The following is a 22,382-nucleotide window of genomic DNA, read 5'->3' as shown; positions in this document are numbered from 1 at the left end:
CTTAACAGCCTTGCTCTGGCGAGGGGCAGAACGGGCAACGCGCGGGCGGAAGGCCGCTGGCCCTCCGCACAGGAGATGTGATCAGGCCTTGCCGGTGATCAGGCGGTACTTCTGCAGCAGTTGATCCTTGCTCTCGACGTTGTTCTCGTCGAGCGGAATGCAGTCAACGGGGCAGACCTGCTGGCACTGCGGCTCATCGTAGTGACCGACGCATTCGGTGCACAGGTTGGGGTCGATCACGTAGATCTCCTCACCCTGAGAAATGGCGCCGTTGGGGCACTCGGGTTCGCAGACGTCGCAGTTGATGCAATCGTCGGTGATGATCAGGGACATGGAACAACTCCTGTCGAAGCGCTGGCTTCGACACTTTGCGGACAACGATGCTGCGGATTGTGCCGGATTACCAGCAGGGGCGCCATGCGGCCTTGCCGTGCACCGTGACACCGCTGCGGCCATCAGGTGCGCATGGCGCACCCTACGGTGTCTTGGCTTCAGCTCTTGCGGAAGCGCTCGTTCAGGGCGTCGGCCACGGCCGGGTGAACGAATTTGGAGATATCACCACCCAGCGCCGCGATTTCGCGCACTAGGGTCGAGGAGATGAAGGAGTACTTCTCCGACGGGGTAAGGAACAGGCTCTCGACGTCCGGCGCCAACTGGCGGTTCATATTGGCCAGCTGGAATTCGTACTCGAAGTCCGATACGGCACGCAGGCCGCGCAGGAACACGTTGGCGTTCTGTTCCTTGACGAAGTGCGCGAGCAGAGTGGCAAACCCCACCACTTCGACGTTGGGCAGATGCTTGGTCACCTCACGGGCCAGCTCGACGCGTTGTTCCAGCGGGAACAGCGGGTTCTTCTTGGGGCTGGCGGCGACGGCGATGATGACGTGATCGAACAGCCGCGAGGCGCGCTCGACCAGATCGCCATGGCCTTTGGTGATGGGGTCGAAGGTACCCGGGTACAACACTCGATTCATCGCTTCGTCCTGTTCGAGGCGGCAAGAGTCGCGGATGGTAGCGCAGCGTTTCCCTTGCGGCCAAGCGTGACGAAAGCTCAGTTGCTGCGCAGGTGCAGCACGAGTGCAGGCAAAAGGCAGGCGAGGGCGATCCAGTCGGCGATCACCACTCGGCGCAAAGCCTCGTTGTAGACCGGTGCGCCCCATGCCAGCAGAAGAAAGGCGAGCACGCTGACCAGCCCGCCGAACAGTGCGAGGCTGCGCAAGGTCGGGATGAACGCTGCCGCCACCAGCAGGGCGCCGAGCAGGCCGAACAGTACCGCACGATGGCGCATGAGTATCTGCAGGTTAGGCTCATCCAGGGCAATGCCGTAAAGCGCATTGAGGCGTTCGCCACCGAGCACACCGGCCACTGGCAGCAGATGGATGATGCCTGCCACCAGCAACAGAAACGCGATCAGCTTGCTCATCTCAGCTTCTCAGGCGCTCGGCCAGCAAGGTGGCCAGTTTCGAGGTCAGCCCGTAGATCGACAACTGCGGATTAGCGCCGATGCTGGTGGGGAACAGCGAGCCATCGTGGATCGACAGGTTGCCGAGCTGATGATGGCGGCCCAGGCTGTCGACCACCGCCTGTTGCGGGTCTTCGCCCATGGCGCAGCCGCCCATCACGTGGGCACTGCCCAGGCGTGTGCGGTACAGCGCCAGATCGAGGTTCTCGATCATCTCTCGGGCTTCGCCCCAGGTGCTGACGAAGCGCGCATCGGCGTGGGTTGGCATCACTGCCTTGGCCCCGGCGGCGAACTGGATTTCGGCCATGGTCAGGAAGGCGCGGCGCACGCCGTCCCAGGTGTAATCGGTCATCTGGTAGTCGAGCACCGGACTGCCGTCACCGCGCAGTTCCACGCGGCCTTCGGCGCAGTCGGGGTGGAAACCGTCGCGTAGCAGCGCGAGCATCACGTTGGTGTGCGGCAGTTGCTCCATGCGCAGAGCGTTCTCACGGCCGAAATCACCGAGCAGGGTGGCGGTCAGCGCCGGCTGCAGCGGCGGCACTTCCAGTTTGTAGGAGAGCCGCCCGGTGGTGCCGTCGTCCCACTGGAAATGGTCGGAGTAGAGCGATTGCGGTGCGCCGTAGAAGGGATTGATCACCTGCTCGAACTGCGCAGCGGAGAAATTCACCAGGTGCAGATAGGTGCGTCGGCCGATCCGCTTGTGCGGATCGGGCACTTCGGAGCGCAGCAGGATACCGGGGGTATTGATACCGCCGCCGGCCAGCACGTAATGCCGCGCCTTGACGCGAATGCGCTTGCCGTTGGGTGCTACGCAGCGTTCGTCCATGCCCAGGCAGTCGATGCCGACCACCTTGTCGCCTTCGATCACCAGCTTGTCGGCGCGCGCCAGGTAAAGCAGCTCGCCGCCAGCCTCCAGGGTCGCGGGGATGGTGGTGACCAGCATCGATTGCTTGGCGTTGGTCGGGCAGCCCATGCCGCAGTAGCCGAGGTTCCAGCAGCCGCGCACGTTGCGTGGGATGACAGACCAGTGGTAGCCGAGTTTGTCGCAGCCAGTGCGGATCACCTCGTTGTTGGCATTCGGCGGCACCATCCAGGGGGCGACGCCCAGGCGCTGCTCCATTTTCTCGAACCAGGGCGCCATGGACTCGACATCATGGCCTTTCACACCATGGGCCTCGGCCCAATGTGCCAGGGTTTGTGGCGGCGTGCGGAAGCTGCTGGTCCAGTTGATCAGCGTGGTGCCCCCCACGGCACGGCCCTGCAGGATGGTGATGGCGCCGTCCTTGCTCATGCGGCCGATGCCTTCCTGATAGAGATTCGGGTAGGCCTCGGACTCCTGCATCTTGAAGTCGTCGCTGGTCTTCAGCGGGCCTTCCTCGATCAGCAGCACCTTGTAGCCGGCGGCGCTGAGGATTTCTGCCGTGGTGCCACCGCCGGCACCGCTGCCGACGATGGCGACGTCGGCTTCCAGTGTCAGGTCGTTTTCCAGGCGTGAACCGTCGTATGTCTTCCAACCCTTGGCCAGGCCTTGCTTGAACAGATCGGGTACAGGCATTTCAGGCTCTCTTCTTGTCATTCACTGCGAGCGAGACGGAGCGGGTAGGGTGCGCCGCACGCACCGAGGCTCAACCCCGTTTTGTGGTGCGCACGGCGCACCCTACGGAATCCGCGACAGGTCTTCAGACCGTGGGTGGGCCGGGGTAGCCGCAATGCGCCCAGGCCTCCTGGCGGCTGTACCAGGCCATCATCACCAGCTGCAGCAGCGAGGCGTGGCCCATGCGTAGCAGGCTCAGGCTGCTGTTCTGCCAGCGGGTGAGGAACTGCCGCACGTCATCGCCGCTGGCGTTGTCCCAACTGCCCCAGACCCCGGTCAGCGGGCCACGGGTGATGGGCAGGGCCAGCACGTCGAACAGTTGCACGGTGAGCTTCAGCATCTCCGGCGACAGGTGCGCCAGGCTGGTGTCGAGGCTCTTCAGTGTGCCGTCGATGGCCTGCGGCATCTGCTCGGCGCTGACGGCGCCATTGAGCATCACCGGGATCAGCGCGCGCAGAAAGGGCAGGTCGCTGCTGCGCAGGATCAGGTAGCCGCTGGCCGGTGTGCTGGCGGAGCAGCCGCTGAGGGTTGCGGTCAACCCGGCAGTGCCGAGAAGCGCCGTGCCCATCAGGCCGACCTTGAGCAGGTTGCGCCGCGACAGTTGCGGCGTTGGAAGAGTGGTGTCGTTCATTGTTGTTATCACCAGGCGTAGAACGGGCCAGGCCCGCGTCGTTTCAGCGTACGAACAATTTGTAGACCAGCTTCTGGATCGCCTTGCCGTAAGGCGGGTAGATCAGCCGAGCGGCGTTGAAGCGCTGCTTGATGAACACGCCCTTGGCCTTGCTGAAGGTCAGGAAGCCTTCATGACCGTGGTAGTGGCCCATGCCCGACGGGCCGACGCCGCCGAACGGCATGTCGTCCTGGGCTACGTGCAGCAGGGTGTCGTTCAGGCACACGCCGCCGGAGTGGGTTTCATGCAGCACGCGCTGCTGCTCGCGCTTGTCGTAGCCGAAGTAGTAAAGCGCCAGCGGCCGTGGTCGTGCGTTGACGTAGGCGAAGGCATCTTCGATACGGTCGTAGGGCACCACTGGCAGCAGCGGGCCGAAGATCTCGTCCTGCATCAGCTTCATATCGTCGTTGACGTCCAGCACCAGGCTTTGTGGCAGGCGTCGGCCCTGGGCCTCAGGGTACAGCGGGACGATGCGCGCGCCCTTGGTCTGGGCGTCCTGCAGATAACCGTTGAGGCGTGCCAGCTGACGCTCGTTGATGATCGCGGTGTAGTCCGGGTTGTCCTTGAGCGCTGGGTAGAAGCGCTGCACGACCTCGCGGTAGGCGCTGACGAAACCGTCGATGCGGTCTCGCGGCACCAGCACGTAGTCCGGCGCCACGCAGGTTTGCCCGGCATTGAGCGTCTTGCCGAAGGCGATGCGCTCGGCGGCGTGATCCAGTGGTACAGAGGCCGAGACGATGGCGGGTGACTTGCCGCCCAGCTCCAGGGTCACCGGGGTCAGGTTCTCGGCGGCGGCGCGCATCACATGTTTACCGATGCTGGTGGCACCCGTGAACAGCAGGTGGTCGAACGGCAGCTTGGAGAAGGCCATGCCAACTTCTGCTTCGCCCAGGGCGACGCTGACCAGATCCTCGGGGAAAATGCGCGCCAGCAGATCCTTGACCAACTGCGAGGTGGCCGGGGTGGACTCGCTCATCTTGATCATCACCCGGTTGCCGGCAGCCAGTGCACCGGTCAGCGGGCCGATGGCGAGAAACAGCGGGTAGTTCCACGGCACGATGATGCCGACCACGCCCAGCGGCTGGTAGATCACCTTGGCCGAAGCGGGCATGAACTGCATGCCGACGCTGCGCCGCGACGGCTTCATCCATTTCTTGATGCGTTTGGTGGCGTAGTGAATGCCATGCAGGCTGGGCATCAGTTCGGCCAGCAGGGTCTCGTCGGCCGAGCGGTTGCTGAAGTCCTCGGAGATCGCGGCGACCAGTGCGTCCTGCTGTTCGGTCAACAGCTCACTCAGGGATTTCAGCCACTGGATACGTTGCTCAGCCGATGGCATCGGGTTGCTGGCAAAGGCCGCACGCTGCAGGGTGAAGGTGCTGTCCAGCTGGGTGATCTGCTGTTGATTCTGCTGCAGGTAGGCGATGTCGGCGACCATTGGGTTTCTCCTCGACGTTCCAGCGGGGTGCTAGGGAAAGACTGTGCTGGATTTTTAGAGCAATTACTCTAATGTGTCAAATAGGATGCCGCGTCGCTGTCATCGCTGCACCCTAACCAAAGGCCTGCTGCGGGGTATGCGATGCATCGAGGGGTAACACTTCGGCTGTTTCGCCTGTACCTTTGCCACTTTTGAAGTCGAGATCGAGCTGCGTCATGGCGCCACCCAAGACCCGCGACCGCATCGTTGCCGAGAGCCTGGCCCTGTTCAACAGCCAGGGCGAGCGCAACGTCACCACCAACCACATCGCTGCGCACCTGGGCATGTCGCCGGGCAATCTGTATTACCACTTCCGCAACAAGCAGGTGATCATCGCCGAGCTGTTCGCTCAATACGAAGCGCAGGTCGACAGCTTCCTGCGTCTGCCCGAAGGCCGTGCGCTGACGGTGGAAGACAAGACCTTCTATCTGGAAGCACTGCTGGCAGCGATGTGGCACTACCGCTTCCTGCACCGCGATCTGGAGCACCTGCTGGATTCCGACGCCGAACTGGCCGAGCGCTACCGTGCCTTCGCCCGGCGTTGTCTGGTCGGGGCGCAGTCGATTTACCAGGGATTCGTCGAGGCGGGCATCCTGTTGATGAATCCGGCGCAGATCGAGGCGCTGACGCTCAATAGCTGGATCATCATGACTTCCTGGGTGCGCTTTCTCTGCACCGCCGGGGCCAACCCGGACAACCTCAGCCAGGACATGCTGCGCCGCGGTATCTATCAGGTGCTTGCGTTGGAGGGGGGCTACATTGCGCCCTCGGCGCGCGAGGCGGTCGAAGCGCTGTATGCCCGGCTGCATGTGCCGCTGGAGCAGGTGCTGGGGTGATGACCTCGCGCGCTCGGCCTTGGTAGGAGCGGCTTCAGCCGCGATTAGCCGAGGTCAGCCAACCACTGTGGGATGCGCCGTTCCAGGTAATACACCGGCTTGCGCGGGCTGCCCTCGACGAAGCCGACATGCCCGCCCTTGGCATGCAGCTCGAACTCGGTGCCTGGGGCCAGTTCGCTGGCTTCGGGCAGGCTGTGACGGAAGATGAAGGGGTCGTCCTCGGCCTGAATAATCAGCGTGCGCGTACGGATTTCACCCAGGTAGAAACGGCTGGAGGCGCGGCGGTAGTAGTCGTGAGCATCGGCGAAGCCGTGCAGCGGCGCAGTGATGCGGCCGTCGAAGTCCCAGAAGGTGCGCATGCCATCCAGCGGGCCGAGGCGCTCCAGCACCGACAGGCGTTCGCCCTGGCCGCTCTCAACGAACAGGCGTTGCTTGTTGTTCACGTAGGCGACCATCTCGCGCATGAAGTGCGCCTGGTACACCCGCGAGAAGCCCAAACCGATGCGGTCGGCGCACTGATCCAGACGAAACGGCACCGAGACCGCCACCGCGCCCTGCAGCTGGCTCTGCTCGCCGCTCTCACCCAGGTACTTGAGCAGCACGTTGCCGCCGAGCGAATAGCCGACGGCGTACAAGGGGGCCATTGGTCGTTGCGTGCGCAGATGCGCCACGGCCGATGCCAGATCTTCGCTGGCGCCAGAGTGGTAGCCACGCGGCAGCAGATTGGGTTCACCGGAGCAGCCGCGCCAGTTCAGCGCGGCACTGGCCCAGCCACGCGAGGCCAGCGCCTGCTGCAGGCCCAGCACATAGAGCGAATTGGAACTGCCGGTCAGGCCATGCAGGACCAGCACCAGCGGCGCATGGGCGTCATGTGGGCCATGCCAGTCGAGGTCGAGGAAGTCGCCATCGTCCAGCCACAGCCGTTCGCGCTGCCGTTCCAGTTGCGGCGGTTTGCGACAGAAGGGGTTCCACAGCGTCTGCAGATGCGGGCCGGGGAGCCACCAGGCGGGGCGAAAGTCGGTGTTCATCAGGTGGTCGGTCGTTATTCTGGGGTAGGGCGTACTCGCGAAGCAGTACGCCGTTGCGGAGTCTCTCATGACGCAGGTGCTAGAGAGGGGGCTTTGTGGCATGAACCAGGCGGACTGTTCGCTGGCGCTCCTGAGTCCGCCCTACGCGTTTCTTTGCCACAGTGCGTAATGCACCTGGCCGGTGTGCTTTTCGCGGTGCAGACGCCAGTTGCCGGGCAGGCCCAGGGTCGAAGGCGTCGTCTCGCTTTCGGTATAGATCCAGGCGTTATCGGCCAGCCAGCCCTGCGTCTCCAGCAGCGTGCAGGCGTCCTGCAGCAGATCCTTGTGGAATGGCGGGTCGAGCAGGGCGATATCGAAATGACGCGGCGCCGGGCGGGCCAGCAATTGCAGGGCGTCGCCCAGCTGAATTTCGCCATTGCTGCACTGCAATGTCGCCAGGTGCCCACGCAATGCCGCAACCGATGCTGGATTCAGGTCGCAGGCCAGGCCGCTGGCGGCACCGCGCGACAGGGCTTCGAGCAGCAGTGCACCGCTACCGGCGAAGGGGTCGAGCACATGGGCGCCCTCGACATAAGGCGCCAGCCAGTTGAACAGGGTTTCGCGCACACGATCCGGGGTCGGGCGCAGGCCCGGCCCGTCGGGGAAGGCGAAGCGCCGCGAACGCCACTCGCCACCGATGATGCGCAACTGACCCTGGCCGCCATGAGCTTTGGCGGCCGATTTCTGCGGTGTGCGTGCGCGCATCAGTGCGGCACCGTGCTGGTCTGTTCGGCCGGGCGGTCGGTGGGCGGCGGCAGTTCTTTCTGCGCCACTGTCGGACCGGCAGTGACCACCACCAGTGCTTCCGGGTCGAGATGCTTGGCCATTGCCGCTTTCACCTGCTCGGTCGTGAGGCTCTGCACGTCACGCATGAAATCGTCCAGGTAGCTCAAGGGCAGGTCGTAGAAGCCCATCGAGGCCAACTGCCCGACGATAGCGGCATTGCTCGCGGTGGACAGCGGGAAGCTGCCGGCCAGCTCGCGTTTGGCATTGTCCAGCTCTTGTTGAGTGGGGCCGTCACGCAGGTAGTCGGTGAGCAGTTGCTTGACCAGTTTCAGAGTGCCCTCGCTGAGCTCGGCACGGGTCTGCAGGTTGATCATGAACGGGCCACGCGCCTGCATGGCGCTGAAGCCGGAGTAGACGCCATAGGTCAGACCGCGCTTTTCGCGCACTTCGCTCATCAGGCGTGTGCCGAAACCGCCGCCACCGAAGATCTGATTGCCCAGGTACAGCGCAGCGTAGTCCGGGTCGCGGCGGTCGATGCCGAGTTGGGCGATCAGCAGGTGGGTCTGGTTGGACGGATATTCGATATGGCTGGCGCCGGCCTTCGGCGTTTGTGGCTGGGCGATGTTCGCCAGTGCCGGGCCCTTCGGCAAGGCAGCCGACACCTGATTGGCGATGGCCTCGGCTTCGGCGCGTGACAGGTCGCCGACCAGCGCGATTACCGCATTGCCGGCAGTGTAGGCACGAGCATGGAAAGCCTGCAGTTGCTGGCGGGTGATCGCCGGAATCGACTGGGCGGTGCCGTCGCTCGGATGAGCGTAGGGGTGCTTGCCGTACAGGCGCTCGAACAGCTCCAGACTGGCCAGCTTGCCTGGGTTCTGCTTCTGGAACTCGAAACCGGCGAGCAACTGGTTCTTGATCCGTGCCAGCGAGTCGGCGGGGAAGGTGGGCTTGCCCAGTACTTCGGCGAACAGGGCCAGTGCCGGCTCACGTTGTTCCTGTGCACTGAGGCTGCGCAGGCTGGCCACGGCCATATCGCGGTAGGCGCCATTGCCGAATTCGGCGCCGAGGCCCTCGAAACCGGCGGCGATGGCGCCGACATCCCTGCCCGGCACGCCTTCGTTGAGCATGGCGTTGGTCAGGGTGGCCAGGCCCGGCACGTCGCCGTCCTGGCTGCTGCCGGCGGCGAAGGTTAGGCGCAGGTCGAACATCGGCAGCTCATGGGCTTCGACGAACAGCACCTTGGCGCCTTGCGCGGTGTTCCAGGTCTGGATCTCCAGGGTGCGGCGGGTTGGCGCCTTGCCGTCGAGTGCGGCCAGGGACTGCAGCTTGGCTGCATCGCCCGTCGGCGCATTGTCAGAGAGGTTGGCGCAGGCGCCCAGCACCAGTGCGCTGGACAGAACCAGGCCGAGCAGGCCCAGGCGGCGGTGCTCAGTCTTCATGGCGGGACTCCTCATGACGTGACTCTTCGGGCAGAACGTGGGCGACGCTCAGACGGTCGCGGACGAAGAAGGTGCGGGCGGCCTGCTGGATATCGGCCGGGGTCACGGCCTCCAGCTCGGTCAGCTCCTGATCGGTGAGTTGCCAGGACAGGCCGACGGTTTCCAGTTGGCCGATGCTGGTGGCCTGGCTGGTGATCGAATCGCGCTCGTAGACCAGGCCGGCGATGACCTGAGCGCGTACGCGTGCCAGCTCGGCAGCGGACGGCGGGGCCTTCTTCAGCTCCTCCAGCTCGCGCCACAGACCGGCTTCGGCCTGCTCCAGGGTTCTGCCCTTCTGCACGTTGGGCGTGGCCGAGAGGATGAACAGGCTGTCACCACGGGGGAAGGCGTTGTACCAGGCGCTGGCGCCGGAAACGAGCTCTTCGCCACGCTCCAGTCGCGTGGACAGGCGTGCGCTGTAGCCGCCATCGAGCAGGGCGGCGGCCAGACGCAGGGCATAAACCTGGCGTGGCGTTTCGGCAGTGGCCATGCCCGGTACGTTGAAGCCCATGATCAGGCTCGGCAGCTGGGTCTTGAGATACAGCGTGGTGCGTCGTTCACCCGGTGCAGCCAGCTCCAGCGGCAGCTTGGCGGTCGGCACTTCGCGGCGCGGGATGTCGCCGAAGTAGCGCTGAACCTGAGTCTTGACCTCATCGACGCTGACGTCCCCGACCACCACCAGGGTGGCGTTGTTCGGTGCGTACCACTTCTGATACCAGGCGCGCAGCTCGTCGATGTGCATGCGTTGCAGATCCGCCATCCAACCGATGGTCGGGATGTTGTAGCCGCTGGCCGGGTAGGCCATTGCCTTGAAGCGTTCGTAAGCCAATGAGGACGGGCGGTCGTCGGTGCGCAGGCGACGCTCTTCCTTGATGACTTCGATTTCCTTGTCGAATTCATCTGCCGGCAGTTTCAGGCTGGCGAGGCGATCGGCTTCCAGCTCCAGGGCCACGCCCAGACGATCACTGGCCAGCACCTGGTAATAAGCGGTGTAGTCGTCGCTGGTGAAGGCGTTCTCCTCGGCGCCCAGTTCGCGCAGGATGCGCGAGGCTTCGCCGGGGCCGAACTTGCGGCTGCCCTTGAACATCATGTGTTCCAGTGCGTGAGACAGGCCGGTGGAACCGGGCGTCTCGTAGCTGGAGCCGACCTTGTACCAGATCTGCGAGACCACCACGGGCGCACGGTGATCCTCGCGGACGATGACCTTGAGGCCGTTGTCCAGTTCGAATTCGTGGGTGGGTTGAGCGGGAGAAGCGAAGGCCGCGAGTGGCACGCAAAGGGCGCCGAACAGCAGGCCGAGGGAACGGCGGGCAATGGCATTCATCGAAAGTCAGACCTGTCGGATAGCCTGGGCGGTCGTACCGCCGGCGGGCGAAGAGGTGCTAGGATACCCCATCCTTTTCCGGGGCGGCGCGGCAAGGCTTTACAGCCTGTTAGCTGTCCGCTCCCCTGAGATGCAAGCGACCCATGTTTGGTTCCAATGACGACAAGAAGTCGCCGGCCGAGGCTGGCGCGCAGATCCCGCCTGTGACCGAAGAAAAGAAATCCCTGTTCAGCTGGTGGCGCAAGAAACCGGCAGAGACCCCTGCCGAGCCGGTTCAGCCTGTGGCTGCGCCAGTCGAGCAGCTTGAGCCCACTGCCGAACCTGTCGAGCCGCCTGCTCCCGAACACACACCGGCTGCAGATCCAGTTATCGAGCCCGAGGCCCCATCCCCTGTCGCTCTTGAACAGCCGCCGCAGCCTGAACCGGTGGTTGTCGAAGCGCCTGCCCCTGTGGTTGCCGAACAGCCGCCAGTGGTGCCCGAGCCCATCGTCGAGGTCGTGCCCGCGCCGGTGGTGACGCCGCCGGCTCCCGCCGCTGCGCCGGCCACGCAGGAAAGACCCGGTTTCTTCGCTCGCCTCAAGCAGGGGTTGAGCAAGACCAGCGCCAGCCTCGGCGAAGGCATGGCCAGCCTGTTCCTCGGCAAGAAGGCCATCGACGACGACCTGCTCGACGATCTGGAAACCCGCCTGCTGACCGCCGACGTGGGCGTCGAGGCGACTACCACCATCATCGGCAACCTGACCAAGCGCGTGGCGCGCAAGGAGCTGGCCGATAGCGGCGCGCTGTACAAGGCGCTGCAGGAAGAACTGGTGACCCTGCTCAAGCCGGTCGAGCAGCCGCTGGTCATCGACGCAGTCAAGCAGCCCTACGTGATTCTCGTCGTCGGTGTGAACGGTGCCGGCAAGACCACCACCATCGGCAAGCTGGCCAAGAAACTCCAGCTTGAAGGCAAGAAGGTCATGCTTGCCGCAGGCGATACCTTCCGCGCTGCTGCCGTGGAGCAGCTGCAGGTCTGGGGTGAACGCAACAACATCGCAGTGATCGCCCAACACACCGGTGCCGATTCGGCTTCGGTGATCTTCGATGCGGTGCAGGCCGCCAAGTCGCGCGGCGTCGATGTGCTGATCGCCGACACCGCCGGCCGCCTGCACACCAAAGACAACCTGATGGAAGAGCTGAAGAAGGTGCGTCGGGTGATCGGCAAGCTGGACGAGACGGCGCCGCACGAAGTGCTGCTGGTGCTCGATGCCGGCACCGGCCAGAACGCGATCAGCCAGGCCAAACAGTTCAACCAGACGGTGAACCTCACCGGTCTGGCACTGACCAAGCTCGATGGCACCGCCAAAGGCGGCGTCATCTTCGCCCTGGCCAAGCAGTTCGGTCTGCCGATTCGCTACATCGGCGTGGGCGAGGGTATCGATGACCTGCGTCCATTCGAGGCGCAGGCTTTCGTCCAGGCACTCTTCGAGGAGCGTGAGCGGGCATGATCCGATTCGAGCAGGTCGCCAAGCGTTACCCCAATGGTCATGTCGGGCTGCACGAGCTGAGCTTCCGCGTTCGCCCCGGCGAATTTCTCTTCGTCACCGGTCACTCCGGCGCCGGCAAGAGCACGCTGCTGCGTCTGCTGTTGGCAATGGAGCGGCCCACCAGCGGCAAGTTGCTGCTGGCCGGGCAGGATCTGTCGACCATCACCAATGCACAGATTCCCTTCCTGCGCCGACAGATCGGCGTGGTGTTCCAGAACCATCAACTGCTGTTCGACCGCACCGTGTTCGACAACGTCGCATTGCCGCTGCAGATCCTCGGCCTGTCCAAGCCGGAGATCGCCAAGCGCGTCGGTGCCGCGCTGGAGCGCGTCAGCCTCAGCGACAAAGCCGCGCAATCGCCGGGTGACCTGTCCACCGGTCAGCAACAGCGCGTCGGCATTGCCCGTGCCATCGTCCATCGTCCAGCCCTGCTACTGGCCGACGAACCCACCGGTAACCTCGACCCGCGCCTGGCTGCCGAGATCATGGGCGTGTTCGAAGACATCAACCAGCTGGGTACCACGGTGTTGATCGCCAGCCACGACCTGGCGCTGATCGCGCGCATGCGCCAGCGCATGCTCACCCTGCAACGTGGTCGCCTGATCGGTGATGGGGAGGCTGCCTGATGAGCGCATCGAAGATGCCTACGCCGCAACCGGCCGAACGTGTCGGCGCGGCGCCGCGTAACAAGGTAGTGGATGGCCCGGCGGATGAGCCGGATTTTCGTACCCTGCTCAATGCCTGGCTGGAAAGCCACCGCGCCAGCCTGGTCGATAGCCTGCGCCGTCTGGCGCGCCAGCCCATCGGTAGTTTCTTCACCTGCCTGGTGATGGCCGTGGCGTTGAGCCTGCCCATGGGCCTGTCGCTGCTGCTGGACAACGTCGAGAAGCTCGGCGGCTCCTGGCAGCGTGCGGCGCAGATTTCCCTGTTCCTCGACATGTCCGCTGGCGAGCGCGATGGCCAGGCACTGCGCGAGCAGATCGCGGCGATGGATGACGTATCCGAAGCCGAGTGGATCAGCCGCGAGCAGGCGCTGGAAGAGTTCCAGCAGCTGTCCGGCCTTGGCCAGGCGCTGAAGGAGTTGCCGGAGAATCCGCTGCCAGGCGTGGTGCTGGTAACGCCCAAGGAAGTCGACAAGGCCAAGCTGGAAGCACTGCGCCAGCGTCTGGCGGAGCTGCCGAAGGTGGAGCAGGCACAGCTCGATCTGGTCTGGGTCGAGCGCCTGACCGCGATCCTCAAGCTGGGTGATCGCTTCGTCTTCGGCCTCAGCCTGTTGTTGATCCTGGCGCTGCTGCTGGTGATCGGCAATACCATCCGTCTGCACATCGAGAACCGCCGTGCCGAGATCGAGGTGATCAAGCTGGTAGGTGGAACCGATGGCTACGTGCGGCGTCCCTTCCTTTATATGGGCGCGTTGTACGGTTTCGGTGCCGGTATCTTCGCCTGGCTGCTGCTGGCTTTCGGGCTGGATTGGCTGAACGATGCTGTAGTACGTTTGGCCGGCTTGTACGGTAGCGATTTCGCGCTGGGTGGCGTACCTTCGTCCGACGGTTTTTCGCTGCTGCTCGGCGCCGTGCTGTTGGGCTATATTGGCGCCTGGTTGGCTGTGGCGCGTCATCTCAATGAACTGGCGCCCCGCTGAGGCGCCATTCAGCGAAGCTGAACGCAAGCTGACAAGTCATTGTTTTGGTTGATATTGACTATCTATCAGGGAACTTATCCACAGGCCCTGCATCAGATAGCGCAGTGCTAAACTGCACGAGTTTCGTGAATCGGAGGATTCGAATGTCCACTTCCTTGCAACCTGTTCATGCTCTGGTTCCAGGCGCCAACCTGGAAGCATACGTGCATGCGGTCAACAGCATTCCGCTGCTGACGCCCGAGCAGGAGCGTGAACTGGCCGAAAATCTCTACTACCAGCAGGATCTCGAGGCCGCCCGCCAAATGGTGCTGGCTCACCTGCGTTTCGTGGTGCATATCGCGCGCAGCTACTCCGGTTATGGTCTGGCCCAGGCCGACCTGATCCAGGAAGGCAACGTCGGCCTGATGAAGGCGGTCAAGCGCTTCAACCCGGAAATGGGCGTGCGCCTGGTGTCCTTCGCCGTGCACTGGATTCGTGCAGAAATCCACGAGTTCATCCTGAAGAACTGGCGCATCGTCAAAGTGGCCACCACCAAGGCGCAGCGCAAGCTGTTCTTCAACCTGCGCAGCCAGAAGAAGCGTCTGGCCTGGCTGAACAACGATGAAGTGACTGCCGTGGCCGAGAGCCTGGGCGTCGAGCCGCACGAAGTGCGCGAAATGGAGAGTCGCCTGACCGGCCAGGACATGGCGTTCGACCCGGCAGCCGATGCCGACGACGACAGCGCCTTCCAGTCGCCCGCGCATTATCTGGAAGACCATCGCTACGACCCGGCCCGCCAGCTCGAAGATGCCGACTGGAGCGACAGTTCCAGCAGCAACCTGCACGAAGCGCTGGAAAGCCTCGACGAGCGCAGCCGCGACATTCTCTACCAGCGCTGGCTGGCCGAGGAGAAGGCGACCCTGCACGACCTGGCTGCCAAGTACAACGTGTCGGCCGAGCGGATTCGTCAGCTCGAGAAGAACGCGATGAACAAGCTCAAGGGCTGTATCGCCGCCTGACCTGCCGCAAAAGAAAAAGCCGCACCCAGGTGCGGCTTTTTTGTGCTTGTGAAGTAGCGTGCGCTGTGGGCACCGCCTGTTCATGCGGATTACCGGTGGTGCGCACGGCGCACCCTACAACCAGCGTGGCCACCACTCCGGGCGCTGCGCCTTGAGCAGGTTGAGGTAGTGACTGCCACCCAGCTGATTCATTTGCTGGCGAATCCAGGCGGCGCGGCGAATAACGTAGCCATTCGGGCGCCCCGCGCTCCAGCGCAGTGGATTGGGCAGCACGGCGGCCAGTTGGCTGGCCTGCTGACGATTCAGATAGGGTGCACCGACACCGAAGTGGTGCTGTGCGGCGGCTTCGGCGCCGAAGATGCCATCGCCCCATTCGACGCTGTTGAGGTAGACCTCGAGGATGCGTTCCTTGGACCAGAGCAATTCGATCAGCGCGGTGAACCAGGCCTCCAGGCCTTTGCGCAGCCAGCTGCGGCCCGACCAGAGAAAAAGGTTCTTCGCCACTTGCTGGCTGAGGGTGCTGGCGCCGCGCAGCGAGCCGCCGCTCTGGTTATGCGTCAATGCCGCCTGGATCGCACTGATGTCGAAACCCCAATGCTCGGCAAACTTCTGATCCTCGGCGGCGATTACCGCCATCTTCAGATGATCCGGTAGCTCGTTCCACGGACGCCACTGGCGCTTGAGCTGCAGCGGCTGTTCGCCGCCCCAGGATTCGATCTTGCGTTCGATCATCAAGGCCGTGCCGGGCGGCGGTACCCAGCGCAGTGCGAGCACCAGCAGCGCACTGGCCAGCATCAGCCAGAGCAGCAGTTTCAGCAGGCGGCGGGTCAGGGCTCGGAGCATGGGGTCTCGCAACGATCGGAGGTGGCGCTATTAAAACAAAAAATCGCTGGGGAAATTCCCGAGCAGCCGCACGATTGCGCGCAGGTGTGACAATAACAACCATTTCGCCCCCAGGCTCAATGGTTAAACTGCGTGCACGTCGATCTCACCTGGAGGTTCCATGGCTCGTCTCTGGCTGCTGTTATCCGCTTTCGCCGGTTTTACCGGGGTGGCCCTGGGCGCCTTTGCGGCGCATGGCCTTAAGCACAGGCTAAGCGCCGAATACCTGACGGTGTTCCAGACCGGCACGCACTATCAGCTGATCCATGCGCTGGCCCTGTTCGGTGTTGGTCTGCTGGCGCTGCATGCTCCGGGCCGGCTGGTCAATCTGGCCGGTGGCGCCTTCGCGCTGGGTATCCTGTTGTTCTCTGGAAGCCTGTATCTGCTGACGCTCAGTGGCATCGGCAAGCTGGGCATCATCACCCCGTTTGGTGGCGTGGCCTTCTTGTTCGGCTGGGTTTGCCTGGGGCTGGCGGCCTGGAAACTGAGCTGAGAGGGTGTCTACAAATTGCTGCGCTCGGCCATACTGCGTTGAAATCAGCCTCAAAATGCTCATGTACAGCTCGTACACTCCGCTTTTTCGGTTGATTTCGCCTTGTCTGACCTTCGCTCGCTGCTTTGTAAACACACTCTGACTCTGGCGTCAGAAATGAGGACGAATGGCGCCTTTTAGCCTTGGTCGTGGCCAGCTAACGGGCTAGAATGCCGGCCCTCTTCCTAGTTGTGACCGAGCCGTCATGCGCATCCAGTTGAATGGTGAACCCTTCGAACTGCCGGATAACCAGAGCGTCGCCGACCTGTTGGTTCGCCTCGATCTGACCGGGCGCCGGGTGGCGGTCGAGCTCAATCTGGACATCGTTCCACGCAGCCAGCACGAGACCACGCTGCTCGCCGAAGGCGATCAGGTGGAAGTGGTGCACGCCATCGGCGGCGGTTGATCCCTCTGAGGAGTTTCCCATGAGCCAAGTTCGCAGCGACAAGCCCTTTACCCTGGCCGGTCGTACTTACCAGTCGCGCCTGCTGGTCGGTACCGGCAAGTACAAGGATATGGACGAGACCCGCGACGCCATCGCTGCCTCCGGCGCAGAGATCGTCACCGTGGCCGTGCGTCGTACCAACATTGGCCAGAACCCTGGTGAGCCGAACCTGCTCGATGTGATCAGCCCGGACAAGTACACCATCCTGCCGAACACCGCCGGTTGCTACGATGCCGTCGAGGCCGTGCGTACCTGCCGCCTGGCCCGTGAGCTGCTCGACGGCCACAACCTGGTCAAGCTGGAAGTGCTGGCCGACCAGAAGACCCTGTTTCCCAACGTCATCGAGACCATCAAGGCCGCAGAAGTGCTGGTCAAGGACGGTTTCGACGTGATGGTTTACACCAGCGACGATCCGATCATCGCCCGTCAACTGGCCGAGATCGGTTGCATCGCGGTGATGCCGCTGGCCGGCCTGATCGGCTCGGGCCTGGGCATTTGCAACCCGTACAACCTGCGCATCATCCTCGAGGAATCGAAGGTGCCGGTGCTGGTCGACGCCGGTGTCGGCACTGCCTCCGACGCCACCATCGCCATGGAACTGGGTTGCGAGGCGGTACTGATGAACAGTGCCATTGCCGAAGCTCAGAATCCGGTGCTCATGGCGCGTGCCATGCAGCACGCCGTCGAGGCCGGTCGTCTGGCCTACCTGGCTGGCCGTATGCCGAAGAAACTCTATGCCAGTGCTTCGTCGCCGCTGACTGGCCTGATCAACTAAGGATAACGATTTGCTGCGCGTCGGCCCTGCTGCGTTGAAAGCAGGGTCGCCGTTCGCGAAATCGTAAGCACTCTACAAGAGCACAGCATGACCGATACCCAACAGCCCGAACTGACCGAAGACGGTCGCCAGCGCCGTACCATCAAGAGCTTCGTGATGCGTGCCGGACGCATGACCGAAGGCCAGCAGCGTGGCCTGGACAAGGGCTGGCCGCTGTTCGGCCTGGAGCTGGAAGATGGTCTGCGTGATTTCGATCAGGTATTCGGTCGCAGCGCGCCGCGCACCTTCGAGATCGGCTTCGGCATGGGCCATTCCACGCTGGAGATGGCCGCTGCCGCCCCTGAGCAGGATTTCATCGGTGTCGAGGTGCACAAGCCAGGCGTCGGTGCGCTGCTGAGCGGCGCGATGGTGCAGAACCTGAGCAACATCCGCGTCTACAGCTGCGATGCTCTGGAAGTGCTGCGCGACTGCGTGGCTGACGCTAGCCTGGATCGCGTGCTGCTGTTCTTCCCGGATCCCTGGCACAAGTCGCGTCACCACAAGCGTCGTATCGTCCAGCCGGCCTTTGCCGAACTGGTGCGCAGCAAGTTGAAGGTCGGTGGCGTCCTGCATATGGCCACCGATTGGGAGAACTATGCTGAGCACATGCTCGAGGTGATGAACGCCGCGCCTGGCTACCGCAACCTGGCTGCCGATGGCACCTATGTGCCGCGCCCTGAAGAGCGCCCGGTGACCAAGTTCGAACGCCGTGGCGAGCGTCTTGGCCACGGTGTATGGGATCTCAAGTTCCAACGCCAGAGCTGAGGAACGACCCGAATCAGAACCAGCAGGATGCACCATTAGATCGGGATAACCCGACGGCCAGGACGGCGCCTCACCGCAAGACACAACAACGATAAGTACGCCTGCAAGGCGTGCAGATATTAGCGGTGCCGCTGTCGTGGCGCCGCGAGGAGAGCATTGTGTTGAGATCGGTTTCCATTCTTCTGCTGACTGCCCTGGCCTTTCAGGCTCAGGCCAAGGTCGACCCTAGCCAGGCTGCGCGCCTCGGGCAGGAATTGACCCCTTTAGGCGGTGAGCGCGCTGGCAACGCCAGCGGCTCCATTCCTGCCTGGGATGGTGGCCTGGCGACGCCGCCGGGCAATTACCAGCCGGGCATGCATCACCCGGATCCCTATGCTGACGACAAACTGCTGTATCGGGTCGACAGTCAGAACCTGGCGCAATACGAGCAGCAGTTGCCGGTCGGTCTCAAGACCCTGTTGCAACAGAATCCCAGCTTCTACCTGCGGGTGTTCCCGACCCGTCGCAGCGCTGCCGCACCGCAGCGTATCTACGATGCGACACGCTTCAATGCGCTGAATGCCGAGCTGATTTCCGGTGGCAACGGTGTGCAGGGTGCCGCTGCTGGCGTGCCGTTCCCGTTGCCGCAGAACGGCCAGGAAGCCATCTGGAACCACATCATGCGTTACCGTGGCGACCAGATCAGCATGGCCACCAATCAGGCGGCAGTGCTCGCCAATGGCAGCTACAACCTGCTCAAGCTCGAACGCGACGTCTACTTCCTCTATGGTCGTGACGGCGTTGCGCCGCAGGATCTCGACAACACGCTGTTCTATTACAAGTACAAGGTAGTGGCTCCGGCCAAGCTGGCTGGTTCTGCCCTGGTGGTGCAAGAGACCCTCGATCAGGTGCTGGCGATTCGCAAGGCCTGGCGTTTCAACCGCGGCGAGCGCCGTGTGCGCCGTCTGCCGATGCTTGCCTACGACACCCTGCAACCCGACACCAATGGCATGGCCACCGCCGACCAAGTCGACTCCTACAACGGCGCGCCGGATCGCTACGAATGGCAACTGTTGGGCAAGCGCGAGATGCTGGTGCCTTACAACAGCTACGCCGTGCACCAGAAGGGCATTCCCTACGCCGACATCCTGCAGGCCAAGCACATCAATCCGGAATTGCTGCGTTACGAGCTGCACCGCGTCTGGGTGGTCGAGGCGGATCTGCGCACCGGCTTCAGCCATCCGTACGGCAAGCGTCGTTTCTATCTCGACGAGGACAGCTGGCAGATCCTCGCCGTCGACCTGTATGACCGTAGCGGCGCGTTGATCGGCCTGCAGGAAGCGCATCCGATCAGCTACTACGACGTACCGATGTTCGGCTCGACTCTGGAGACCATCTACGACTTCAAGGGCGGTCGCTACTTCGCCGATGGCCTGGACAACAACGAGAAGATGTACGACTTCAACGCCAGGTTGACCCCGCGCGACTTCACCCCGCAGGCGCTGCGCCGCGAAGGCAACTGAGCCTCTTCATGCGCGCGACCAGCGCATCGTCAGCTCCGGCTGGCCGGTGTGCGGGTCGTGCACTTCGGCAGCGGCCACGAAACCGTTGGCTGCGTAAAAGGCCACTGCCCGAGTATTGGCGCAGTACACGCTCAGCTCGAGGCTGTCGCGCCTGCGCTTGGCTTCGTCCAGTAGTCGGCGGCCTATGCCACGGCCCTGGGCGTCCGGGCTGACGAACAATGCAGCCAGGCGCTGTTCATGCAGCGACAGAAAACCAAGCGTCTGGCCATTTTCCTCCAGCACCAGGGTTTCGGCTTGCGGCAGGTAGTGCTCGCGCATGGCGGGCAGCTGCTCCTGCCAGAACGCCTTCGGTACGAAGTCGTGTGCCTGGATCGAGGCATCGAGCCAGAGCGTGAGTACGGCTTCGCTGTCAGAAGGGCGGTAGGGGCGAATCATCTTGAAGTCCTGTTCGAATAAGGAGGTGAATCCATGGCGGTTCGGTTACATATCTTCGGTGCATCCGGCTCTGGCACCACCACCCTGGCTCGGGCATTGGCCGAGCGTTGCGCTTGGCTGCACCTGGATACCGACGATTTCTACTGGCTGCCCAGTGAGCCGCCTTACCTGCACAAGCGCCCGCCGCAGCAGCGTGTGGAAATGATCCGCGAGCACGCGGCGCAGGCGCCGAATTGGCTGTTGAGCGGCTCGCTGTGCGGCTGGGGCGAGGCATTGATTCCGTCGTTCAGCCATGCGCTGTTCCTGCGCCTGGACGATGAGGAGCGCATGCGCCGCCTGCGCCAGCGTGAGGCGCAGCGCTATGGTGAGCGCATCCAGCCGGGTGGCGATATGCATGCGCAGAGCCAGGCATTTCTCGAATGGGCGGCCGGCTACGAACAGGGTGACCTGCAGACCCGCAGCCTGCGTATGCACGAAGCCTGGATCGAGCGACAACTGAGCTGCCCGTTGTTGCGGCTCGATTCGACGTGCGACAGTCCTGAACAACTGGTCGAGCAGGCTTTGGCGTGGCTGCACAGCTGACTTCGTGAAGCAGGACACGGCTCGCTAATTGCGGTCGGCGAGGATGCCGATTACCACGAAGATCAGGATCAATACCGGCGCCAGGGTGAAGTTGTTGAAGTGCGCCAGGCCCTTGGCCAGCCAGGGCGTGAGGAAGACGATGGCCAGGCCGTAGCCCACGGCGCAGAACACCACGAACAGCAGGGTGCGCAGCACGAAGTTGAGATTGCCGATGGTACGTTGAACCCAGGCGTTGATCGCCGGGCCGAACAGCACCAGCAGAGTGGCCATGATGGCCAGGGAGATATCGCCGAGGTGGCTGCGGCTCCAGCGCGACAGGGTGACGATCAGATCCAGTATCAGATCCATTGGGGCTCCTAGAGGGTCAGGCTTGTTCGACTCGGTTGCGACCTTCGCGCTTGGCGCGGTACAGCGCCGTATCGGCGCGCTGCAGCAGTTGCTCCAGGCTCTCCTGCGCATATGCGGTGGCATGACCGATGCTGGTGGTGATCGGGTAATCGCTCTGCGAGTGACGATACGGAGCTTCGGCAACGCATTGGCGCAGTCGTTCGGCGGTGATGCGCGCCGATTCGGCGTCTACGTCGCGTAGCAGGATGATGAATTCCTCGCCACCATAGCGACCCAGCGGCTCGTTCGAGCGCAGTTTGGCCGTGAGCGTGCGCACGAAATGCTTGAGCACCTCGTCACCGCCCTGGTGGCCGAGGTTGTCGTTGACCTGTTTGAAGTGATCGATATCCAGCAGCAACAACGATAGAGGCTGGCGCAGGGTGCTCAGCTCACGCTGTGCAAGTTCGAAGATCATTGGCCGGGAGTAGGCATTGGTCAGCGGATCGTGGCTGAGCTGGTGTTCGAGCATCGCATGCAGGCGCTCGTTGAGCATGAGGATGAAACCGACCGAGATGCAGATCGCCAGCAGGCCGTGGGTGGAAAAATACAGGGCATTGAGCGGCGTCGGTGCGAGGAAGTCGCTCCCCCCGCTGGGGTTCAGCACGGCGTTGATGATGCGGGCCAGCGACACCAGCGCGTCGAAGATCACCGTGATCGCCGTGAACAGATAGGGAAATTGTGCGCGCCCGGTGTCGCGTGGGCGATGCCGCAGCACGTCGAGGCCGAACAGGAACAGCAAGACCCCGGAGACGCTGGAGAAAATCACCACGCGGATGGCGTAGAGATCCTGCACGTAGAAGCAGTAGATCAGCCCCAGGTTGGCAAGCAGCAGGGCGATGATCAGTTGTCGGCCATGACGCCGCTGCTCGAAGAAGGCGCGTCCGCCGTAGTAGATCAGTGCGGTGGCGCCCATGGCAGAGGCGTTGGCGACCACCATCGACAGCGACTCCGGCACCATGCCGCGCAAGCCGTACAGTACGGCGGCGAGTGCCACGCAGAGCATGCTCGCGCTCCAGTGTCGCGCGCCCTGCTGGCGATCGCGCACGGCGCTGGGCATGGCCGATAGCACGATGGCCATCAGCAGGCTCAGGGCGGCGAGAATGAAGACGATGCTGCGCGGGTCGAGCACGACGGGTTCCCTGTCTGCGCATGGTGAAGCGCCATAGACTACCGGATTTGTAGGGCGCCTGGACAAGCAACAGTCGCTGCTTGCCCTGCGAATCCACCCTTGCAGGGCGTTG

General features: G+C 63.4%; 25 protein-coding genes. 11 read left to right on the top strand and 14 right to left on the bottom strand.

Going from position 1 to position 22,382, the window contains the following annotated elements; all coding sequences use genetic code 11:
- Nucleotides 1-81: 81 nt before the first annotated feature.
- The 6 genes from HS968_RS23570 to HS968_RS23545 all read right to left on the bottom strand — a co-directional run bounded on the left by HS968_RS23570 (nt 82) and on the right by HS968_RS23545 (nt 5,161).
- Nucleotides 82-333: a YfhL family 4Fe-4S dicluster ferredoxin gene (locus HS968_RS23570; RefSeq protein ID WP_182368915.1), complete on the bottom strand. Its 252-nt coding sequence runs from the start codon at nt 331-333 to the stop codon at nt 82-84.
- Between the two features lie 158 nt (nt 334-491).
- Nucleotides 492-974, bottom strand: coding sequence for a pantetheine-phosphate adenylyltransferase (gene coaD, locus HS968_RS23565; RefSeq protein ID WP_119694194.1), 483 nt, complete (start codon nt 972-974; stop codon nt 492-494).
- Nucleotides 975-1,051: 77 nt separating this feature from the next.
- The gene (locus HS968_RS23560; RefSeq protein ID WP_182368914.1) at nt 1,052-1,423 is read right to left on the bottom strand and encodes a phosphopantetheine adenylyltransferase; all 372 of its coding nucleotides are present in this window, start codon (nt 1,421-1,423) and stop codon (nt 1,052-1,054) included.
- Between the two features lies 1 nt (nt 1,424).
- Nucleotides 1,425-3,017 (bottom strand): GMC family oxidoreductase, encoded by a 1,593-nt coding sequence (locus HS968_RS23555; RefSeq protein WP_182368913.1) that lies wholly within the window; start codon nt 3,015-3,017, stop codon nt 1,425-1,427.
- A 124-nt stretch (nt 3,018-3,141) separates the two neighbouring features.
- On the bottom strand, nt 3,142-3,687 hold the full coding sequence (locus tag HS968_RS23550) for a twin-arginine translocation pathway signal protein (protein WP_182368911.1): 546 nt from the start codon (nt 3,685-3,687) through the stop codon (nt 3,142-3,144).
- 43 nt (nt 3,688-3,730) lie between these two features.
- A complete protein-coding gene (locus HS968_RS23545; protein ID WP_182368910.1) occupies nt 3,731-5,161 on the bottom strand; it encodes a coniferyl aldehyde dehydrogenase in 1,431 nt (476 codons plus the stop codon).
- A gap of 215 nt (nt 5,162-5,376) precedes the next feature.
- Between HS968_RS23545 and HS968_RS23540 the strand changes: the two genes are divergently transcribed.
- Nucleotides 5,377-6,036 carry a TetR/AcrR family transcriptional regulator gene (locus HS968_RS23540; RefSeq protein WP_106738456.1) on the top strand — a complete coding sequence of 220 codons (660 nt, stop codon included), beginning with the start codon at nt 5,377-5,379 and terminating at the stop codon, nt 6,034-6,036.
- A gap of 44 nt (nt 6,037-6,080) precedes the next feature.
- Here HS968_RS23540 and HS968_RS23535 read toward each other — a convergent pair whose 3' ends face one another.
- From HS968_RS23535 to HS968_RS23520, 4 genes are all read right to left on the bottom strand, one after another.
- The gene (locus tag HS968_RS23535) at nt 6,081-7,064 is read right to left on the bottom strand and encodes a hydrolase (RefSeq protein WP_182368909.1); all 984 of its coding nucleotides are present in this window, start codon (nt 7,062-7,064) and stop codon (nt 6,081-6,083) included.
- Between the two features lie 141 nt (nt 7,065-7,205).
- A complete protein-coding gene (gene rsmD, locus HS968_RS23530) occupies nt 7,206-7,808 on the bottom strand; it encodes a 16S rRNA (guanine(966)-N(2))-methyltransferase RsmD (RefSeq protein WP_182368908.1) in 603 nt (200 codons plus the stop codon).
- On the bottom strand, nt 7,808-9,268 hold the full coding sequence (locus HS968_RS23525; protein ID WP_182368906.1) for a M16 family metallopeptidase: 1,461 nt from the start codon (nt 9,266-9,268) through the stop codon (nt 7,808-7,810). Before HS968_RS23525 ends, rsmD begins: the two co-directional genes overlap by 1 nt.
- The gene (locus tag HS968_RS23520) at nt 9,258-10,631 is read right to left on the bottom strand and encodes a M16 family metallopeptidase (protein ID WP_182368905.1); all 1,374 of its coding nucleotides are present in this window, start codon (nt 10,629-10,631) and stop codon (nt 9,258-9,260) included. The genes HS968_RS23525 and HS968_RS23520 overlap by 11 nt, the downstream gene beginning before the upstream one ends.
- A 143-nt stretch (nt 10,632-10,774) precedes the next feature.
- Between HS968_RS23520 and ftsY the strand changes: the two genes are divergently transcribed.
- From ftsY to rpoH, 4 genes are all read left to right on the top strand, one after another.
- Complete coding sequence (gene ftsY / locus HS968_RS23515) at nt 10,775-12,118, top strand: signal recognition particle-docking protein FtsY (protein ID WP_182368904.1); 1,344 nt, start codon at nt 10,775-10,777, stop codon at nt 12,116-12,118.
- Entirely contained in the window at nt 12,115-12,783 is a 669-nt protein-coding gene (gene ftsE, locus HS968_RS23510; protein WP_037005342.1) for a cell division ATP-binding protein FtsE, read from the top strand. Before ftsY ends, ftsE begins: the two co-directional genes overlap by 4 nt.
- The gene (gene ftsX / locus HS968_RS23505) at nt 12,783-13,799 is read left to right on the top strand and encodes a permease-like cell division protein FtsX (protein WP_106738462.1); all 1,017 of its coding nucleotides are present in this window, start codon (nt 12,783-12,785) and stop codon (nt 13,797-13,799) included. Before ftsE ends, ftsX begins: the two co-directional genes overlap by 1 nt.
- A gap of 143 nt (nt 13,800-13,942) precedes the next feature.
- Nucleotides 13,943-14,797, top strand: a complete 855-nt coding sequence (gene rpoH, locus HS968_RS23500; protein WP_024309858.1) for an RNA polymerase sigma factor RpoH — start codon at nt 13,943-13,945, stop codon at nt 14,795-14,797.
- Between the two features lie 114 nt (nt 14,798-14,911).
- Here the strand turns inward: rpoH and mtgA are convergent, their stop codons facing one another.
- Entirely contained in the window at nt 14,912-15,640 is a 729-nt protein-coding gene (gene mtgA / locus HS968_RS23495; RefSeq protein WP_182368903.1) for a monofunctional biosynthetic peptidoglycan transglycosylase, read from the bottom strand.
- Nucleotides 15,641-15,800: 160 nt separating this feature from the next.
- Here mtgA and HS968_RS23490 point away from each other — a divergent pair, with 160 nt between their 5' ends.
- The 5 genes from HS968_RS23490 (at nt 15,801) to HS968_RS23470 (ending at nt 19,737) form a co-directional block, all read left to right on the top strand.
- Complete coding sequence (locus HS968_RS23490) at nt 15,801-16,172, top strand: DUF423 domain-containing protein (protein WP_119694206.1); 372 nt, start codon at nt 15,801-15,803, stop codon at nt 16,170-16,172.
- 244 nt (nt 16,173-16,416) lie between these two features.
- Nucleotides 16,417-16,617 carry a sulfur carrier protein ThiS gene (gene thiS, locus HS968_RS23485; RefSeq protein ID WP_106738466.1) on the top strand — a complete coding sequence of 67 codons (201 nt, stop codon included), beginning with the start codon at nt 16,417-16,419 and terminating at the stop codon, nt 16,615-16,617.
- Between the two features lie 19 nt (nt 16,618-16,636).
- Nucleotides 16,637-17,431, top strand: coding sequence for a thiazole synthase (locus HS968_RS23480; RefSeq protein ID WP_119694207.1), 795 nt, complete (start codon nt 16,637-16,639; stop codon nt 17,429-17,431).
- Nucleotides 17,432-17,518: 87 nt separating this feature from the next.
- Complete coding sequence (gene trmB / locus HS968_RS23475; RefSeq protein ID WP_074940038.1) at nt 17,519-18,235, top strand: tRNA (guanosine(46)-N7)-methyltransferase TrmB; 717 nt, start codon at nt 17,519-17,521, stop codon at nt 18,233-18,235.
- Between the two features lie 158 nt (nt 18,236-18,393).
- Nucleotides 18,394-19,737 (top strand): DUF1329 domain-containing protein, encoded by a 1,344-nt coding sequence (locus tag HS968_RS23470; protein WP_182368901.1) that lies wholly within the window; start codon nt 18,394-18,396, stop codon nt 19,735-19,737.
- 6 nt (nt 19,738-19,743) lie between these two features.
- Here the strand turns inward: HS968_RS23470 and HS968_RS23465 are convergent, their stop codons facing one another.
- Nucleotides 19,744-20,172 (bottom strand): N-acetyltransferase, encoded by a 429-nt coding sequence (locus tag HS968_RS23465; protein WP_182368900.1) that lies wholly within the window; start codon nt 20,170-20,172, stop codon nt 19,744-19,746.
- A gap of 33 nt (nt 20,173-20,205) precedes the next feature.
- On the opposite strand from HS968_RS23465, the gene HS968_RS23460 reads away from it, so the two are divergent.
- Nucleotides 20,206-20,754: an AAA family ATPase gene (locus tag HS968_RS23460; RefSeq protein WP_182368899.1), complete on the top strand. Its 549-nt coding sequence runs from the start codon at nt 20,206-20,208 to the stop codon at nt 20,752-20,754.
- 24 nt (nt 20,755-20,778) lie between these two features.
- Here HS968_RS23460 and HS968_RS23455 read toward each other — a convergent pair whose 3' ends face one another.
- Complete coding sequence (locus tag HS968_RS23455) at nt 20,779-21,102, bottom strand: DUF3392 domain-containing protein (protein ID WP_106738472.1); 324 nt, start codon at nt 21,100-21,102, stop codon at nt 20,779-20,781.
- Nucleotides 21,103-21,118: 16 nt separating this feature from the next.
- Nucleotides 21,119-22,270, bottom strand: coding sequence for a GGDEF domain-containing protein (locus tag HS968_RS23450; protein WP_182368898.1), 1,152 nt, complete (start codon nt 22,268-22,270; stop codon nt 21,119-21,121).
- Nucleotides 22,271-22,382 lie beyond the last annotated feature (112 nt).

The organism is Pseudomonas berkeleyensis (assembly GCF_014109765.1).
Classification (GTDB): Bacteria; Pseudomonadota; Gammaproteobacteria; order Pseudomonadales; family Pseudomonadaceae; genus Aquipseudomonas; species Aquipseudomonas berkeleyensis.
The sequence above is the reverse complement of the archived record's forward strand: the minus strand, read 5'-3'. Positions and strand labels throughout refer to the sequence as shown.

Coding starts and splice junctions, on each gene's coding strand:
- HS968_RS23570 (WP_182368915.1), bottom strand. CDS start 333: ATGTCCCTGATCATCACCGACGATTGCATCAACTGCGACGTCTGCGAA.
- coaD (WP_119694194.1), bottom strand. CDS start 974: ATGAATCGAGTGTTGTACCCGGGTACCTTCGACCCCATCACCAAAGGC.
- HS968_RS23560 (WP_182368914.1), bottom strand. CDS start 1,423: ATGAGCAAGCTGATCGCGTTTCTGTTGCTGGTGGCAGGCATCATCCAT.
- HS968_RS23555 (WP_182368913.1), bottom strand. CDS start 3,017: ATGCCTGTACCCGATCTGTTCAAGCAAGGCCTGGCCAAGGGTTGGAAG.
- HS968_RS23550 (WP_182368911.1), bottom strand. CDS start 3,687: ATGAACGACACCACTCTTCCAACGCCGCAACTGTCGCGGCGCAACCTG.
- HS968_RS23545 (WP_182368910.1), bottom strand. CDS start 5,161: ATGGTCGCCGACATCGCCTACCTGCAGCAGAATCAACAGCAGATCACC.
- HS968_RS23540 (WP_106738456.1), top strand. CDS start 5,377: ATGGCGCCACCCAAGACCCGCGACCGCATCGTTGCCGAGAGCCTGGCC.
- HS968_RS23535 (WP_182368909.1), bottom strand. CDS start 7,064: ATGAACACCGACTTTCGCCCCGCCTGGTGGCTCCCCGGCCCGCATCTG.
- rsmD (WP_182368908.1), bottom strand. CDS start 7,808: ATGCGCGCACGCACACCGCAGAAATCGGCCGCCAAAGCTCATGGCGGC.
- HS968_RS23525 (WP_182368906.1), bottom strand. CDS start 9,268: ATGAAGACTGAGCACCGCCGCCTGGGCCTGCTCGGCCTGGTTCTGTCC.
- HS968_RS23520 (WP_182368905.1), bottom strand. CDS start 10,631: ATGAATGCCATTGCCCGCCGTTCCCTCGGCCTGCTGTTCGGCGCCCTT.
- ftsY (WP_182368904.1), top strand. CDS start 10,775: ATGTTTGGTTCCAATGACGACAAGAAGTCGCCGGCCGAGGCTGGCGCG.
- ftsE (WP_037005342.1), top strand. CDS start 12,115: ATGATCCGATTCGAGCAGGTCGCCAAGCGTTACCCCAATGGTCATGTC.
- ftsX (WP_106738462.1), top strand. CDS start 12,783: ATGAGCGCATCGAAGATGCCTACGCCGCAACCGGCCGAACGTGTCGGC.
- rpoH (WP_024309858.1), top strand. CDS start 13,943: ATGTCCACTTCCTTGCAACCTGTTCATGCTCTGGTTCCAGGCGCCAAC.
- mtgA (WP_182368903.1), bottom strand. CDS start 15,640: ATGCTCCGAGCCCTGACCCGCCGCCTGCTGAAACTGCTGCTCTGGCTG.
- HS968_RS23490 (WP_119694206.1), top strand. CDS start 15,801: ATGGCTCGTCTCTGGCTGCTGTTATCCGCTTTCGCCGGTTTTACCGGG.
- thiS (WP_106738466.1), top strand. CDS start 16,417: ATGCGCATCCAGTTGAATGGTGAACCCTTCGAACTGCCGGATAACCAG.
- HS968_RS23480 (WP_119694207.1), top strand. CDS start 16,637: ATGAGCCAAGTTCGCAGCGACAAGCCCTTTACCCTGGCCGGTCGTACT.
- trmB (WP_074940038.1), top strand. CDS start 17,519: ATGACCGATACCCAACAGCCCGAACTGACCGAAGACGGTCGCCAGCGC.
- HS968_RS23465 (WP_182368900.1), bottom strand. CDS start 20,172: ATGATTCGCCCCTACCGCCCTTCTGACAGCGAAGCCGTACTCACGCTC.
- HS968_RS23460 (WP_182368899.1), top strand. CDS start 20,206: ATGGCGGTTCGGTTACATATCTTCGGTGCATCCGGCTCTGGCACCACC.
- HS968_RS23455 (WP_106738472.1), bottom strand. CDS start 21,102: ATGGATCTGATACTGGATCTGATCGTCACCCTGTCGCGCTGGAGCCGC.